A 15,475-nucleotide genomic window follows, 5' to 3' on the forward strand; every position below is an offset into this window, starting at 1 on the left:
GACTGATGACCAATATCGCAGCCTTCCTCTACCTCGTCTCCGGCGTGCTCTTCATCCTGGCGCTGCGCGGCCTGTCGCATCCAGCCACCAGCCGCAAGGGCAATCTCTACGGCATGATCGGCATGGGGATCGCGATCCTGACGACGCTGGTGCTGGCGACCCCGAATTTCGGCGGCTTCGTGCTGATCGTCCTTGGCCTTGCCATCGGCGGCAGCGTCGGCGCCTATGTCGCCCGCACCATCCCCATGACCTCGATGCCGCAGCTCGTCGCCGGTTTCCATTCGCTGGTCGGCCTTGCCGCCGTGTTGGTCGCGGCTTCCGCGCTCTATACGCCTGCCTCCTTCGGCATTGGCGAGATCGGCCATATTCACACCGAGGCGCGCATCGAGATGGCGCTCGGCGTGGCGATCGGAGCGCTGACCTTCACCGGTTCGATCATCGCCTTCCTAAAGCTCGACGGACGCATGTCCGGCAAGCCGATCCTGCTGCCTTACCGGCATATGATCAATGCGAGCCTGCTGGTGCTGATCGTGCTCTTCATCATCGGGCTTGCCGCCACCGAAAGCCATTTCGACTTCTGGGCCGTTGTGGCCTTGTCGCTGGCGCTCGGCGTTCTGCTGATCGTGCCGATCGGCGGGGCCGATATGCCCGTCGTCGTCTCGATGCTGAACTCCTATTCAGGCTGGGCCGCGGCCGGCATCGGCTTCACGCTCGGCAATCTGGCGCTGATCATCACCGGCGCGCTCGTCGGCTCCTCCGGCGCGATCCTTTCCTACATCATGTGCAAGGGCATGAACCGTTCCTTCGTCTCCGTCATCCTCGGCGGTTTCGGCGGCGAGACGGCGTCCGGCGGACCCGACACATCGGACAGGACGGTCAAGCTCGGCTCGGCCGAGGATGCGGCTTATCTGATGGCCAACGCATCGAAGGTCATCATCGTGCCGGGATACGGCATGGCGGTCGCCCAGGCCCAGCATGCGCTGCGCGAACTTGCCGACAATCTGAAGAAGAACGGCGTCGAGGTGAAATATGCGATCCATCCGGTCGCAGGCCGGATGCCCGGCCACATGAACGTGTTGCTGGCCGAAGCGAATGTTCCCTATGACGAGGTTTTCGAGCTCGAGGATATCAACTCGGAATTCGCCCAGGCCGACGTTGCCTATGTCATCGGCGCCAATGACGTCACCAATCCGGCGGCGCGCGACGACAAGACCTCGCCGATCTACGGCATGCCGATCCTCGACGTCGACCGGGCAAAGACCTGCCTCTTCGTCAAGCGCTCGCTCGGTTCCGGTTATGCCGGCATCGACAATACGCTGTTCTACAAGGATGGTACGATGATGCTGCTCGGTGATGCGAAGAAGATGACCGAGGATATCAACAAGGCGCTCGCGCATTGATCGACGCAGAAACAGCCGCCCTTTGGGTGGCTGTTTGATTTATGCTTGGCTGGCCGGCCGCTTTCATCAGGTCTCGACGGGCACGAGTGTCATCTTCTCGACGCCGATCGCCAGGTTCAGACCTTCCTGAGCCTGGACGTTCAACGGCTGCAGCATGAAGGCCCTGTCGGTGCCGCCGGCGATGACCTTGGCGCCGGCGCCTGCACCGATGCTTGCGTCGGCGCCGATCCCGTAATATTCGCCGGCAAGGGCGAATTGCGGAATATCCGTGCCGGTCTTTGCCAGCACCTGCCAGATCATGACGCTCTTGCCGGTCTGGCCGATATCGAGGCCGAATTTCTCGATTTTGCCGGCATAGACCGCCTTGGCGCCGCCGGCCGCCGGCGTATAGGTGCAGATGAGGTTCTTCTGCGAGGTGACGATCAGACCCTGGCCGCCATCGGATCCGCAGACAAGACGGCCAAGCGTGACATAGTTTTCCGCGCCCGCCGGGCTCGCCCAGGCAGCGGCCGTCAATGCCGCGGCGGCGATCATCGTTTGCTTGAACATGGTCTTTCTCCTTTGGAACGACCTGTCCGAAACGGGTGGAGGTAGCGATTGTTCCGGGACTTTTATTCCCGCTCCAGCATGGCGCGCTGCGCCGTCAGCACCCATAATAGGCCCTCGGGCCGGAAGTCGATCTCAACCGTGCCGCGAAAGGCGGAGGCGGCATGGGCTTTGATAACGGTGGTGCCGAAGCCCGAGCGCGATGGCTGCTCGGTGACCGGTGGGCCGCCGCGCTCTTCCCAGGTGAAGCGGAGCAGGGCCTCCGGCTTGTCTTCCTCCTTGACGTCGCGCCATTCGAAGCGGACACGGCCTTGCGGTACGGAGAGCGCACCGTACTTCACCGAATTGGTGGCGAGTTCATGCAAGGCGAGACCGAGATTCTGCACGGCATCCGGTTTCAGCACGAAGTCTTCGCCGCTGATGTCGATCTGCTCGCGCGATTGCGGGAAGGCGTGCAAATGAATGTCGACGACCCGCCGCAGTGAGACGCCTCCCCATTGTTCGCTGGTCAGCAGCTCGATCGACCGAACCAACCCTTCGAGGCGGTCGGCGACGGCGGCGCGGAAGGTCTCGACGCTGTCCGACTGCTTGGCGAGCTGGCGCATCATTGCCTGGGCAAGTGTCAGAAGATTCTTGGTGCGGTGGACGAGCTCGTGCATGACGAAACGCAGCCGGTCTTCGGTCTGGCTACGGTCGAAAGAGGCATTCGAAAGAGCAATCGCCACCTGGTTCGCCTCGATGACGCTGGTCTCGACCGGTGAGACGATATGGCCTTCACCCATGCGGTTCGCCATGTCGGCGATATCGCGGATGGTAGTGCGCACCTGCCGTGCGACGGCATAGGCAGCCAGGACGGCGACAAGCACCAGTGCCACGCCACCGATGATGAGGAAACGCCAGGTGCTGAGGATCGACGCCTGGGCGATCGGTCCCCAGATCACCGTCTTCCACGACCAACCGGGAATTTGGGCATAACCGAGCAGCATGTGCGGCAGGATCTTCTCGTCTTGGAAGACGCCGCGGGGCGCGGTGAGCGCCGGCAGAATGCGTGGATCGAAGGGCGTGCCGGATTCGAGATTGGCAGGGCCGGTGGCTGCAACGACGTGGCCGCTCTCATCGATGACGGCCGCCGACCAGCCGGGCGCAAGGCCTTCGGTGGTCACGAGCTTGCCCAGATCTTTGGCGTCCTGCGTGATGATGAGGGCCGCAACCGGATCATTCTTACGTGGCAGGGTGACGTTGTAGACCCATTCGCCGCTGGTCCGGCCGCGAAAGACGTCTGATGCCTCGATGCGACCGGAAGCCATGGCCGCTTCGAGGGCTGTCATATTCGCCGTCTTGCCGAGCGGCGTGCCGAACGCCTGGCGCGTGTTCAGTAGCTGCTGGCCGGTGCGGTCGACGGCGATGACGAAAAGCGTGTTGTCTCTAAGGGCTGTTTCGGTGCGCTCGTGGAAGGAGGCGAGATTGCCGTTTTCAAGCTCCGGCGAACTCGAAAGCAGCCGCAGGGTCGTTGCCATGTCCTGAAGCTGCCGGTCGATGATGCGCGAAAGGGCAAGCGCATCCTGGGCCGTCTCGCGCTTCAGCGTCGAACGCTGATTATCCTCCAGCTGCAGCAGAAGCAGCGCCACGAAGGCGAAGATCGGCACTGCGATCGCCACCGCCATGGCGACGAGGTAGGTTCCGATCGAGGCTTTCGGAAAGAACAGCGCGACGATCTTCATCTGCCGCAATTCAAAATGTCGCAATGTCCTTTGCGCGTCTGAAAAGACGCGCAGCGCTGTAATGCGCGTGGCCCGCAACGTTTTTCGCTTGCGGCCAGGACAGCAAAGATCCACATCTCTCGCAAACCGCCCCCAACACGTGTTCAAACGTCCGATAGCGGGCTATCGAAGCAGGTCCATGTTAGGGGGAGCAAGAGCAGGTTGCAACATACTATGACCGGCCATCGACGACGACAGACGCTTTTTCGGCTTCTCTCGGCAAGGCGGTGCGACTGACTTTGCGCCACGTCGCTTCCACCGCCTGGCGTGGCACGATATCACCTCGATGATATCCAAAGCCGGAAGATTCGCTTGAATCATCAGGGCCTTTGCCGGTGTCCGATGGGTGGTGCGACCGGTAAATGGCGGTTGCGGTCCGCGCGATGCTTCGGGCCGCTCAATTATGTCTTTAGCCGGCTGGGGCCACGCCGACGCGGGCAAGCCCGTCGCGAGCCGGCTGGTATTTGGCATCGAGGCCGACCGCGTGGCGATAGGAGCGGGCCGCCTTCGCCTTGTCGCCGCGGCGTTCGTAGACGAGCGCCTGGTTGGCCCAGGATTCGGCGATGTTGCCGTTGAGCTCGATCGCATGGTTGAAATCGGCAAAGGCGTTGTCATCGTCGTTCAGCGCGATATAGGAAATGCCGCGGCCATTATAGGGCTCTGGCGAATTCGGCGCGAGCGAGATCGCTTTCGAGAAATCGTCGATCGCCTTATCCTGCTGATTGCGCTTCTGATAGATCAGGCCACGATTGTGATAGGCGCGGCCATCGGTGGTGCCGAGCTGTATCGCCTTGTCGAAATCGTTGAAGGCCTGGTCGTCTTGGCCGGCCATGCGGTAGACATTGCCGCGGCCGATATAGGCAACGTCGTAGCTCGGATTGATCTGCAGGGCGGCATTGTAGTCGGCAATCGCCTGGGCCTGTTGGCCCATATTGCGATAGACGAGGGCGCGATTGGCGTAAGCCTGGAAAAACCGCGGATTGATCTGCAGCGCCGTATTGAAATCGTTCAGCGCCGGGCGGAACTGGCCGGCGCGGCCGTAGGCGGAACCACGGACGTTGTAACCTTCGGGATCCCTCGGATTGGCGTTGATGACAGCCGTCAGCGAGGCGATGTTCTCTTCCGAACCCTGCGCCTTATCGATGCTGATCACGGCATCCGAGGTATTGGTCGTCTCGCAGCCGGCGAGGCCGAATATTGCCGCCAGCGCCAAAGCGGGCAGGAATGCCGTTTTCTGCAAGCGCAAAGCGCGGGACGGATTAAAGGTGTTGACAGCCATTCGGGCTCGCTTTCCCCATGCGGCATATCCGGTGCGCGGATATGCGATCTTCAGCGGCAAACTAAAAAAGGCGGCGGCGAACCCATCGCCCCCGCCACAATGCATCTGAAAACGTCGAAAAAACGACGGAAATGCTCAGCGCGCTGCAACCAGACCCTCGCGCTGAGCGCGCTTACGGGCCAGCTTGCGAACACGGCGAACAGCCTCGGCCTTTTCGCGAGCACGCTTCTGCGACGGCTTCTCGTAGTAGTCGCGCATCTTCATTTCGCGGAAAATGCCTTCGCGCTGCATCTTCTTCTTGAGAGCGCGGAGAGCCTGATCAACATTGTTATCGCGGACAAGTACCTGCACGAGAATCACGTTCCTTTGGTTGGTTGATGCCGGAGGCGGCGCAGCGGCCAGAGGCAAAACAATAACGTTCGCGCGGCCGCAGCCTTGCGATTGGTGATGCGGGATAGCAGATTGGGCACGGCAAGTCCAGATGGATATGGGAGGCGCACGGAAAAATCATGCTTGCCCGATATCCGGTCACGATCCGGCGGTTTCGGGCAGGGTTTCGTCCAGCGCGGCGATCGCCTCCTTGAGAGCCGTCCTGACCCGGAGGCGATCGGAAGGCTCCAGCCGGCTCATATCCAAATGCAGGTCAAGGCCCGAGAGGTGCTCGCTGAGAACTCGGCTTTTGTGGTCCGCACCGAGCGTCAACCCATCCACCGCATAGGGCACGATCTCGCGCTGTATGCCCTTCATCGTGATCGGCGGCAGGGGATGGGCGTCGACGATTTCGTTCACCAGCGCGTAGGTTTCGTAGCTGATGACGATCTCTCCTCCCTGGGCGATCGATTGCAGCCGGGCTGCGAGATTGGCCTCCGCCCCGATGATCGTGTAGTCCATGCGGTCGTTGCTGCCGAAATTGCCGACGTTGCAATAGCCGCTGTTTACCCCCATGCGGACGACGAAAGGCTCTTCGGTGCCGTTTCTGCGCCATCTGTCCTTGAGTTCGCCGAGACGGCGCTGCATGTCGACGGCCATGCGCAGACATGCTTTCGCATCCTCTTCGGGGCCTCTGGTGTCGGGATCGCCGAAGAAGACCAGCATCGCGTCGCCGATGAACTTGTCCACCGTGCCGCCATGCTCCAGGGCAATGTTCGACATCTCGGTCAGATATTCGTTGAGCATCTCCGTCAGGGCTTCCGGTTGCAGGCGCTCGGTCGTCGCCGTAAAGTCCTTGATGTCGGAGAAGAAAATCGTCAGGCGCTTGCGCTCTGTATGGACCACCACGTCCTTCTGGCCGGAGAAGATGCTCTTGTAGATCTGCGGCGAGAGATAGCGCGAAATCTTCATCGAAACGCTGGCGAGGAATTCGTTCGCCGCTTCCAGATCTTGGTTGGCGCTGTGGATCGCGCGTCTGCTGCCGCTGGAGCACAATGAAGCTGATGCCGATGACGGCGACGAAAAGAAAATAGCAGAGCAGGTATTTGAAGGCGAAGACGTTGCTCGCGTAGGGCTGCCTGATGATGACTTCCTGAATGCCGCGCACGTCGCACGATTTTCGATCGTCACAAGAGCATTTCACCGCGCGCCGGGCAAGGTTGAAGCCTTTTCATCCAGGCAAATGCTCGGCGAAATCCGGAGGCGTGGCCGTATTGAAGACGGTTGCCTGCCGGTCCCCGGAAAACGAAATGCGGGAGGCTGAAAAGAGAGCGCCCGGGATGCATCTGCGAATGGCGTTTGGGAGGAAAGCGGCGTAGCTTGTCTGCCGGCAGGTGCGGATCGCCCTGCCGGCCGTGGGAGGGGACACCCGGTGAGATCATGACGCGCGCGCAGCAAATCGGTGTCGTTCTCGGCCTGGCGATCGTGACTGCGCTGACGATCCTTCGAGCAAGTGATCCCGGGATCTTCAAGTTGATCCGCGGCGTGACCTTCGACGAGTACCAGCGGCTTGTTCCCAGAACCTTCGAGCCAATGCCGGTCCGCGTGATCGACATCGACGAGGCCTCGCTGCACGAATTCGGCCAATGGCCCTGGCCGCGCGACCGGATGGCCTTGCTGGTGAACCGGCTTTCGGAGATGGGCGCGTCGGCCATCGCCTTCGATATTCTTTTTGCCGAGCCGGACCGGCTGTCACCGCGCAATGTTGTCCGCGAGGTCGCGGGGATAGACCCTGCGCTGGCCGAGAAACTGCCCGACAACGACGAGATATTCGCTCGATCGATTGCCGAAAAACCCGTCATACTCGGCTTCGGCCTTTCCAATGAAGGCAATTACCGGCCGCCGGTGAAGGCGGGCTTTGCCTTTACAGGCGAAAGCCCCGTTTCGGCTCCGCCCTATCTCGGTGCCTCGACGCCGCTGCGGCCGCAATTGGAGACCAACGCGGCGGGACTCGGCCACATCAGCCTCAATCCCGGCAATCCCTCGCCGGTGGTACGGGCGGTCCCTCTGTTCCTGACCGACGGCGAGCAGCTCTATCCGAATCTCGCGATCGAGGCGCTGCGTGTCGCACAAGGGGCATCGACTTATGTGCTATCAGGCGCGCCCGATCGCGCCGGCATCATGACATCGGTAAAGATCGGGGATTTCGTCGTGCCGCTAACCGCGGCGGGCGAGCTCTGGCTCTATGTCACCCCCGACCGGGCGGAGCGTTATATATCCGCCAGGCAGGTGCTTGCGGCCGAAGGGGTCTCTCCAGATGTCGCCGCCGCCATCGACGGCAGCATCGTCTTCGTCGGGACATCGGCGGCCGGCCTGCAGGACATCCGCGTCACCGCGCTCGGCGAGAACGTTCCAGGCGTTTCGCTGCATGCACAGGCCGTCGAGCAGATCCTCTCCGGCCGCTTTCTCTCGCGGCCCGACTGGGCGGACGGTCTGGAAATCCTGATGATCGCCGTGCTTGGATGCCTGCTCGTCGGGGTGACGACCTTCGTCAGTCCCGCCGTCGCGCTGGCCTGCGGCCTGCTGATCACGGCCATGGCGCTGGTGGCGTCTTGGCTTTCGTTTCTTTATGCGGGGCTTCTCCTCGATCCGCTGGCTCCGATCATCAGCGGGTCGATCACCCATTTCGCATCGACCTCGTTCCGGATCCTGGTGATCGATAGAGAGCGGCGCGAGGTGCGGCGTGCCTTCGGGCATTATCTTTCCCCGTCGCTGCTCCATCGCATCGAGCATTCCCGCGACGCGTTGCGCCTCGGCGGAGACGATCGCGAGCTGACGGTCATGTTCGTCGATGTCAGGAGCTTCACCGAGATCAGCGAGCGGCTGGCGCCGACTGCCGTGGTCGCATTCCTGAATACGTTGCTCGATGCGCTGAGCCGCCATGTAGTGGCCAATGAAGGCACGCTCGACAAGTTTATCGGCGATTCGATCATGGCGTTCTGGAATGCACCCGTCGATGTGGCGGATCATGAAACCAAGGCCGTTCGCGCAGCGCTTGCCATGCGCGAAACGCTGGCCGAACTAAACGCAGGCGACGCTTTCGGCTTCGGATCCGGACAAGAGGTCGGGATCGGCATCGGCATCCATACCGGCCTTGCCTGCGTCGGCAATATGGGCGCCAAGACGCGCTTCAACTATTCGGCCGTCGGCGATGCCGTCAACATTGCGGCGCGGCTGGAATCATGCTGCAAAGAGGTCGGTTTCGATATTCTGATATCAGACAGCACGGCGAGATCGGTGCCGGGAATGGCGCTGATCGAGGCCGGCGCCATTCCGCTCAAGGGGAAGAGCAGCCGAACGCAGATTCTCGCCGTCGTCGGCGACGAACGCGTTGCAGCCTCTGCGGAGTTCGCCGCGCTTGCGGTCGTTCACGAGCAGCTGACGCAGGCGCTGCATTCGCATTCGAAAAACACGCGCAAGCTTATCGGCACGGCAAAGCTCAGGGCGGCGAAAGTGATCGGCGGGCTGGCGGAATTCTACCGGCGGATATCCAGCAGAAGCGATCACTTCCGCGAGGTGGCGGATGGTTTCGAGAAGAGCGTCGCCGATTGACGGCATCAGCGGTTGCGATTGAAATTCCGGGCCCTGTCGTGGTTTGTGTCCCCATCACGATCGCGATCTCTATCGTGATCACGATCGCGATGATGCCCTTGATCGTTATAGTCGTGATCATCGTGCTGATCGTGATGTTCATGCCGACCGCGGCCATCATGCTTGTCGGGTTTATCCGGTTCGTCGTGATGCGGCGTGTCAGGCTTGGTCGGCCGTTCCTTCTGCGGCTCGGCCTGTTTCTGCGGCGGATCCTGCCTCTGCGGCGCGGGCGAAGCCGGAGGCGGGGGCCTTTTTCTGTCCTTTCTTTCCGGCGCGACGGAGGCCATATTGCAGCCGCCGAGCATGCCGATGCCGCCCGCAAGCCGCTGATTGCCGGAGAGGAAGGGCAAGGCGCGCTCATTTCCGAGCGTCGCGAAGATGCTCGGATCGACCCGGCGCGCCGCCGACATATTGCCGTTCGGCTTGGCCACCACGCAATCGCAGCGCTGCTGCAACTGCCGGCAGCCGCCCGGACCGCAGAAACGGGCAGCACCATTCAGCAGCACGACGGCGGTCGTGCCGTCAGGGCCGACGTAGAAATCGAAAGCGGTGCCGCGTACGCCAATCGTGCCGGCCGGCGTCAGGATCTGGTAGGCCGAGGAGTTGGAACTGCCGCTGACCCAGCGAAATGTGCCCTTTGCCGCCCTGATGGTCAGTTTCTTGACCGATTGGGAATCATCGAAGACATATTTGTCGATGACGACCGACGAACCCCAGCCGACGGCGAGCTTTGTGCCGTCACGAAATAGGAACTGGCCAAGCCCCGATTGCGATGTCTTGATGCGCTCGTTGCGATGAACGCTGGTGTCGACCTCGATAGGACCGCTCTGTCCCGTCACCTCTGTCTTGATGACGACAGCCTGGCCGACCGGCTCGGCGGCGGGTGCCGGCCATGCGCTGCTTAACGCGATGCAAAGCGTCGCGACTGATACTGAGCGCCAACCCCACATGATACACATACCCCACAACATGTGATTGTTAACATTTTAGTAATTGCTTGTCTTCTAACCCTCTTGGGTTAGGCCACCGGTCGATGGACAAGCAGAAATGCTGCCGCTTGCGTCATTCGCCTGAAGCGGCATTCTCTTCAGCGTGTCGAAACCAAAGCTCTCGCGCGTCGCAAAAGAACCGTTGTGCCGCATTTGGATTTGCGATTTGTATGAGCGCGAAGAACAAGCCCTTTCCCGAAGGAGAAGAAGGCGGATGCGGAAATATTCGGTTTTTGCCGTGGCACGGGAGGCCCTTCGCGGCCACAAGGGCTGGGAGAAGCAGTGGACGTCACCGGAGCCGCGCGCCGAATACGACGTCGTCATCATCGGCGCCGGCGGCCACGGGCTGGGTGCTGCCTATTATCTCGCCAAGGAGCACGGCATCACCAATGTGGCGGTGATCGAGAAGGGCTGGCTCGGCGGCGGCAATACCGGGCGCAACACCACCATCATCCGCTCGAACTATCTCTACGAAGAGAGCATGCACATCTACGAGCATTCGATGAAGCTCTGGGAGGGGCTTTCCCAGGAGCTCAACTACAATGTGATGTATTCGCCGCGTGGCGTGATGATGCTCTCGCACAATATTCACGACCAGCAGTCCTTCAAGCGGCATATTCATGCCAACCGGCTCTACGGCATCGACAATGAATGGCTGACGCCGGAGCAGGCGAAGGCCTATTGTCCGCCGCTCGATATCTCGGCCAGCGCACGCTACCCGATCAACGGGGCGGCACTGCAGCGGCGCGGCGGTACGGCGCGGCACGACGCTGTTGCCTGGGGTTATGCGCGGGCCGCCTCAGACCGCGGTGTGCACATCATTCAGAATTGCGAAGTGACCGGTATCCGGCGCGGCGCAGATGGACGGGTAACCGGGGTCGAGACCTCGCGTGGCTTCATCGGCGCCAGGAAAGTGGCGGTGTCGGCGGCCGGCCATACGACCACCGTCATGCAGATGGCTGGCGTGCGCGTGCCGCTGCAATCGAGCCCGCTGCAGGCGCTGGTTTCCGAACCGCTGAAGCCGATCTTTCCCTGTGTTGTCATGTCGAACACGGTGCATGCCTATATCTCCCAATCCGACAAGGGAGAGCTCGTCATCGGCGCCGGCACCGACCAATACAATTCCTATTCCCAGACCGGCGGGCTGCAGATCATCACGCACACGCTCGACGCCATCTGCGAGCTCTTCCCGATGTTCCGGCGCGTCAAGATGATGCGGCAATGGGGCGGCATCGTCGACAATACGCCGGATCGTTCGGCGATCCAGTCGAAGACGCCGGTTCCCGGGCTCTACGTCAATTGCGGCTGGGGTACCGGCGGCTTCAAGGCGACGCCGGGTTCGGCCAATCTCTTCGCCCATCTGATCGCCCGCGACGAACCGCATAAGTTCAACGCCGGCCTGACGCTGGAACGTTTCCGCAGCGGCCGCCTGATCGACGAGGCCGCTGCGGCGGCGGTGGCGCACTGACGATGGGTGTTTTCGCGCTAACGCTCGCTCCATTCGTCGCTCACCCCCTCATCCGTCTTTCAGGCACCTTCTCCCCGCTGGGGAGAAGTGGAGGAGAAGGAAATCCTACATGCTGCTGATCCATTGCCCTTACTGCCAGGAAGAGCGCTCCGAGCTCGAATTCCGCGGCGCGGGTGACGCGCATATTGCGCGGCCCGCAGATATTGCCTCGATCTCGGACGCGGAATTCGAAGCCTATTTCTTTCTGCGCGACAATCCGAAGGGGCTGATATTCGAACGCTGGCGGCACATCCATGGCTGCGGACGTTTCTTCAATGCAGTCCGCGACACGGTAAGCGACAAGTTCCTCATGACCTATAAGGCCGGTGAGCCGAAGCCTGTGGTCGGCGCTGCTGCCGAGAAGCACGCGCCTGTCGAGACTTATGAAGCCCTGGAAGGAGAGGCGCAATGAGCGGCGTCAACCGTATCGCCGGCAAGGGACGCCTGACGCCGGCCAAAACTGCGCGCTTCAGCTTCGACGGCAAGAGCTATACGGCGCTCGAAGGGGATACCGTCGCCTCGGCGCTGATTGCCAATGGCGTGCATCTCATCGGCCGTTCGTTCAAATATCACCGGGCTCGCGGTATTCTGTCGGCGGGAGCCGAGGAGCCGAATGCGCTGATCGACGTTTCCCGCGATACGGCGCGCAAGCAGCCGAACGTACGCGCCACCGTGCAGGAAGTCTTCGACGGCATGATCGTCAGCTCGCAGAACCGCTGGCCCTCGCTTGCCTTCGATGTCGGCGCTGTCAACAATCTGATGTCGCCGTTCTTCGCCGCCGGTTTCTACTACAAGACCTTCATGTGGCCACGCGCCGCCTGGAAACACGTCTACGAACCACTCATCCGCCGCGCCGCCGGCCTCGGCGTCGCACCGACGGAGGAGGATCCGGACCATTATGCCAGCCGCTATGCCCATTGCGATGTGCTGGTGGTCGGCTCCGGCGTCGCGGGGCTTTCGGCAGCGCTGGCCGCGGCCGAGACCGGTGCCCGGGTGATCCTTTGCGACGAGCAGGCGGAAGCCGGCGGGGCATTGCGCTACGATGCCGGCGTAACGATCGACGGACAGGACGGTCATCGCTGGGCGCAGACGGCCGTGGCGCGGCTGAAGGCGATGGACAATGTCGAAGTGCTGGTCCGCACGACCGCCTTCGGTTACTACAACCACAATTTCGTCGGTCTTGCCGAGCGCGTCACCGATCATATCGCCAAGCCTTCCCGCGATCTGCCGCGCGAGCGGTTGTGGCAGGTTCGGGCCAAGCGGGTGATCCTCGCCACCGGCGCGATCGAACGGCACATGGTATTTCCGAACAACGACCGGCCGGGCATCATGCTGGCCTCGGCAGGACGGATGTATCTCAATCATTACGGCGTCGCCGTCGGTACCAAGATCGGCATCTACACGGCGCATGACTCGGCCTACGAGGCGGCGTTCGATCTGAAACGATCGGGTGTTTCGATCGCCGCCATCGTCGACAGCAGGCAGGCGCCGGGAGCAGCGGTGCTGGAAGAGGCGCGTGCGCTCGGCATCGATGTTCTGGCCGGCCAATCGGTCGTCAATACGTCGGGGCGGCTACGGATCTCATCGATGACGGTAGCGCGCAACGGCGGCGGTTCGCCGCGCAAGATCGCGGTCGATGCGCTCTTGGTTTCGGCCGGCTGGACGCCGTCCGTGCATTTGTTCTCGCAGTCGCGCGGCAAAGTGGCCTTCGATGCCGAAAGCCAGCGTTTCCTCCCCGGCTCCTATGCCCAGGACTGCCTTTCGGTCGGCGCCTGCAACGGCACCGACGACCTGCAGCGGACGATCGAGGAATCGCTTGCCGCCGGCGAACTGATGGCGCAGGCCTCCGGCAAAAGCAGCGGCGAGAAGATCGCAATTTCGGCCGAGCAAGCCTATGACTGGACGGGCGGCATGATCGGCGCTGCCGAAGGCGCGGGACCGAAAACCAACGCCAAGGCCTTCATCGATTTCCAGCACGACGTCTGTGCCAAGGATATCCGCCTTGCCGTGCGCGAGGGCATGCATTCGATCGAGCATATCAAGCGTTTCACGACCAACGGCATGGCCTCGGACCAGGGCAAGCTCTCCAACATGCATGGCCTGGCGATTGCCGCCGAGATGCTCGGCAAGGAAATCCCGCAGGTCGGGCTCACCACTTTCCGTGCGCCCTATACGCCGGTCACCTATGGTACGCTGGTCGGCCATTCGCGCGGAGAGCTGTTCGATCCAACACGCAAGACGCCACTGCACGACTGGGAGGAAGCTCATGGGGCGGTCTTCGAGGATGTCGGCAACTGGAAGCGTGCCTGGTTCTATCCGCAGGCCGGCGAGACCATGCACCAGGCGGTCTCTCGCGAATGCCGGACGGCACGCGAGGCGGCCGGTATCTTCGATGCATCGACGCTCGGCAAGATCGAGGTGGTGGGGCCGGATGCAGCGGAATTCCTCAATCTCATCTACACCAATGCCTGGGACACGCTGAAGCCCGGCAAGGCCCGCTACGGCATCATGACCCGCGAAGACGGCTTCGTTTATGACGACGGCGTTGTCGGACGCCTGGCGGACGACCGTTTCCATGTGACGACGACGACCGGCGGCGCGCCGCGCGTTCTCCACCACATGGAAGATTACCTGCAGACGGAATTCCCGCATCTGAAGGTCTGGTTGACCTCGGTAACCGAACAATGGGCTGTCATCGCCGTGCAGGGCCCGAAGGCGCGCGAGATCGTCGCGCCGCTGGTCGAAGGGCTCGATCTTTCGAACGAGGCCTTCCCGCATATGAGCGTTGCCGAGTGCACGGTCTGCGGGGTGTCCGCACGGCTCTTCCGCGTCTCTTTCACTGGCGAAACCGGCTTCGAAATCAACGTGCCGGCCGATTACGGCCAGTCGGTGCTCGAAGCGGTCTGGGCCAATGCCGCGCCGCTCGGCGCATGCGTCTACGGCACGGAGACGATGCACGTTCTTCGCGCCGAGAAGGGCTACATCATCGTCGGGCAGGATACGGATGGGACCGTGACCCCCGATGACGCCGGACTTTCCTGGGCGGTTTCGAAGAAAAAGACGGATTTCGTCGGCATTCGCGGGTTGAAGCGGCCGGATCTTGTCAAGGACGGGCGCAAGCAGCTCGTCGGTCTCGTCACCAAGGACCCGAAGCTGGTGCTGGAAGAAGGCGCGCAGATCGTCGCGAGCCCGAACGAGCCGAAGCCGATGACCATGCTCGGCCACGTCACATCAGCCTATTGGTCGGACAATTGCGACAGGTCGATCGCCTTCGCGCTGGTCGCCGGCGGCCGGGCGCGGATGGGCGAGACACTTTTTGTACCGATGCCGGACCGGACGATCGCCGTTGAAGTGACGGATCTGGTATTCTTTGACAAGGAAGGTGGCCGCATCCATGGCTGATGTCGCAATTCGCAAGCCGGCGCTTGCCGGCCGTTTCGGTGGCTCCGCAACGGTGCGGCTGACGACCGCACCCACTGCCAGCCGGGTGGCGCTGCGTGCGCCCGCGGAATCGCTTGCAGTACTTTCCGCTGCTCTCGGCCTGTCTCTGCCGACCGCCCCGAAAACATCCGGCCGGGCTGGCGCCCGATCGGCGCTCTGGCTCGGGCCGGACGAATGGCTGGTGATCGACGAGGATGGCGCCGACCTGATGGCGGCATTTTCCGGTGCCGGTGCGCTGCATTCGGCGACCGACGTGTCCCACCGCAATGTCGGGATCATCGTCTCGGGACCGGGTGCGGAGGCGACGCTATCGGCCGGTTGCCCGCAGGATCTGTCGCTTGCTTCCTTCCCGGTCGGAGCCGCATCGCGCACGATCCTCGGCAAGGCGGAGATCGTGCTTTTCCGTACGGAAGAAGACACGTTCCGGGTGGAGTGCTGGCGGTCGTTTTCGGATTATGTCTTCGGGCTGCTGAACGAGGCGGCTGAAGACGCGGGGCACTGAGTCTCATCAAATCGTGTGCGTGCGCTCATTC

General features: G+C 62.2%; 11 protein-coding genes and 1 pseudogene. 6 read left to right on the forward strand and 6 right to left on the reverse strand.

The genetic code is table 11. The features are described from left to right. The first annotated feature begins 5 nt into the window (after positions 1-5). Positions 6-1,400, forward strand: coding sequence for an NAD(P)(+) transhydrogenase (Re/Si-specific) subunit beta (locus ACIPSK_RS26765; RefSeq protein WP_017967907.1), 1,395 nt, complete (start codon positions 6-8; stop codon positions 1,398-1,400). Between the two features lie 66 nt (positions 1,401-1,466). Here ACIPSK_RS26765 and ACIPSK_RS26770 read toward each other — a convergent pair whose 3' ends face one another. The 5 genes and pseudogenes from ACIPSK_RS26770 to ACIPSK_RS26790 all read right to left on the reverse strand — a co-directional run. Continuing rightward, positions 1,467-1,949 (reverse strand): DUF992 domain-containing protein, encoded by a 483-nt coding sequence (locus ACIPSK_RS26770; protein ID WP_162116944.1) that lies wholly within the window; start codon positions 1,947-1,949, stop codon positions 1,467-1,469. Positions 1,950-2,011: 62 nt separating this feature from the next. After that, complete coding sequence (locus ACIPSK_RS26775; protein ID WP_162116945.1) at positions 2,012-3,667, reverse strand: sensor histidine kinase; 1,656 nt, start codon at positions 3,665-3,667, stop codon at positions 2,012-2,014. Positions 3,668-4,115: 448 nt separating this feature from the next. Continuing rightward, positions 4,116-4,985: a tetratricopeptide repeat protein gene (locus ACIPSK_RS26780; protein WP_162116946.1), complete on the reverse strand. Its 870-nt coding sequence runs from the start codon at positions 4,983-4,985 to the stop codon at positions 4,116-4,118. Positions 4,986-5,120: 135 nt separating this feature from the next. Beyond that, a complete protein-coding gene (rpsU, locus tag ACIPSK_RS26785; RefSeq protein WP_003542939.1) occupies positions 5,121-5,336 on the reverse strand; it encodes a 30S ribosomal protein S21 in 216 nt (71 codons plus the stop codon). Between the two features lie 177 nt (positions 5,337-5,513). Next, positions 5,514-6,540 (reverse strand): annotated as a pseudogene (locus tag ACIPSK_RS26790) (adenylate/guanylate cyclase domain-containing protein); the annotation flags it as partial. A 254-nt stretch (positions 6,541-6,794) separates the two neighbouring features. Between ACIPSK_RS26790 and ACIPSK_RS26795 the strand changes: the two are divergent. Continuing rightward, a complete protein-coding gene (locus ACIPSK_RS26795; protein WP_162116947.1) occupies positions 6,795-8,966 on the forward strand; it encodes a CHASE2 domain-containing protein in 2,172 nt (723 codons plus the stop codon). 5 nt (positions 8,967-8,971) lie between these two features. Here ACIPSK_RS26795 and ACIPSK_RS26800 read toward each other — a convergent pair whose 3' ends face one another. Continuing rightward, the gene (locus ACIPSK_RS26800; protein ID WP_017967901.1) at positions 8,972-9,955 is read right to left on the reverse strand and encodes a FecR family protein; all 984 of its coding nucleotides are present in this window, start codon (positions 9,953-9,955) and stop codon (positions 8,972-8,974) included. A 253-nt stretch (positions 9,956-10,208) separates the two neighbouring features. Between ACIPSK_RS26800 and ACIPSK_RS26805 the strand changes: the two genes are divergently transcribed. From ACIPSK_RS26805 to ACIPSK_RS26820, 4 genes are all read left to right on the forward strand, one after another. Beyond that, positions 10,209-11,462: a sarcosine oxidase subunit beta family protein gene (locus ACIPSK_RS26805; protein ID WP_018072777.1), complete on the forward strand. Its 1,254-nt coding sequence runs from the start codon at positions 10,209-10,211 to the stop codon at positions 11,460-11,462. Between the two features lie 109 nt (positions 11,463-11,571). Then, positions 11,572-11,913: a sarcosine oxidase subunit delta gene (locus ACIPSK_RS26810; protein WP_017967899.1), complete on the forward strand. Its 342-nt coding sequence runs from the start codon at positions 11,572-11,574 to the stop codon at positions 11,911-11,913. After that, positions 11,910-14,903, forward strand: a complete 2,994-nt coding sequence (locus ACIPSK_RS26815) for a sarcosine oxidase subunit alpha (protein WP_162116948.1) — start codon at positions 11,910-11,912, stop codon at positions 14,901-14,903. Before ACIPSK_RS26810 ends, ACIPSK_RS26815 begins: the two co-directional genes overlap by 4 nt. Beyond that, entirely contained in the window at positions 14,896-15,444 is a 549-nt protein-coding gene (locus ACIPSK_RS26820; RefSeq protein ID WP_162116949.1) for a sarcosine oxidase subunit gamma, read from the forward strand. Before ACIPSK_RS26815 ends, ACIPSK_RS26820 begins: the two co-directional genes overlap by 8 nt. The last annotated feature ends 31 nt before the right edge of the window (positions 15,445-15,475 follow it).

It is taken from the genome of Rhizobium sp. LARHSG275 (assembly GCF_052871115.1).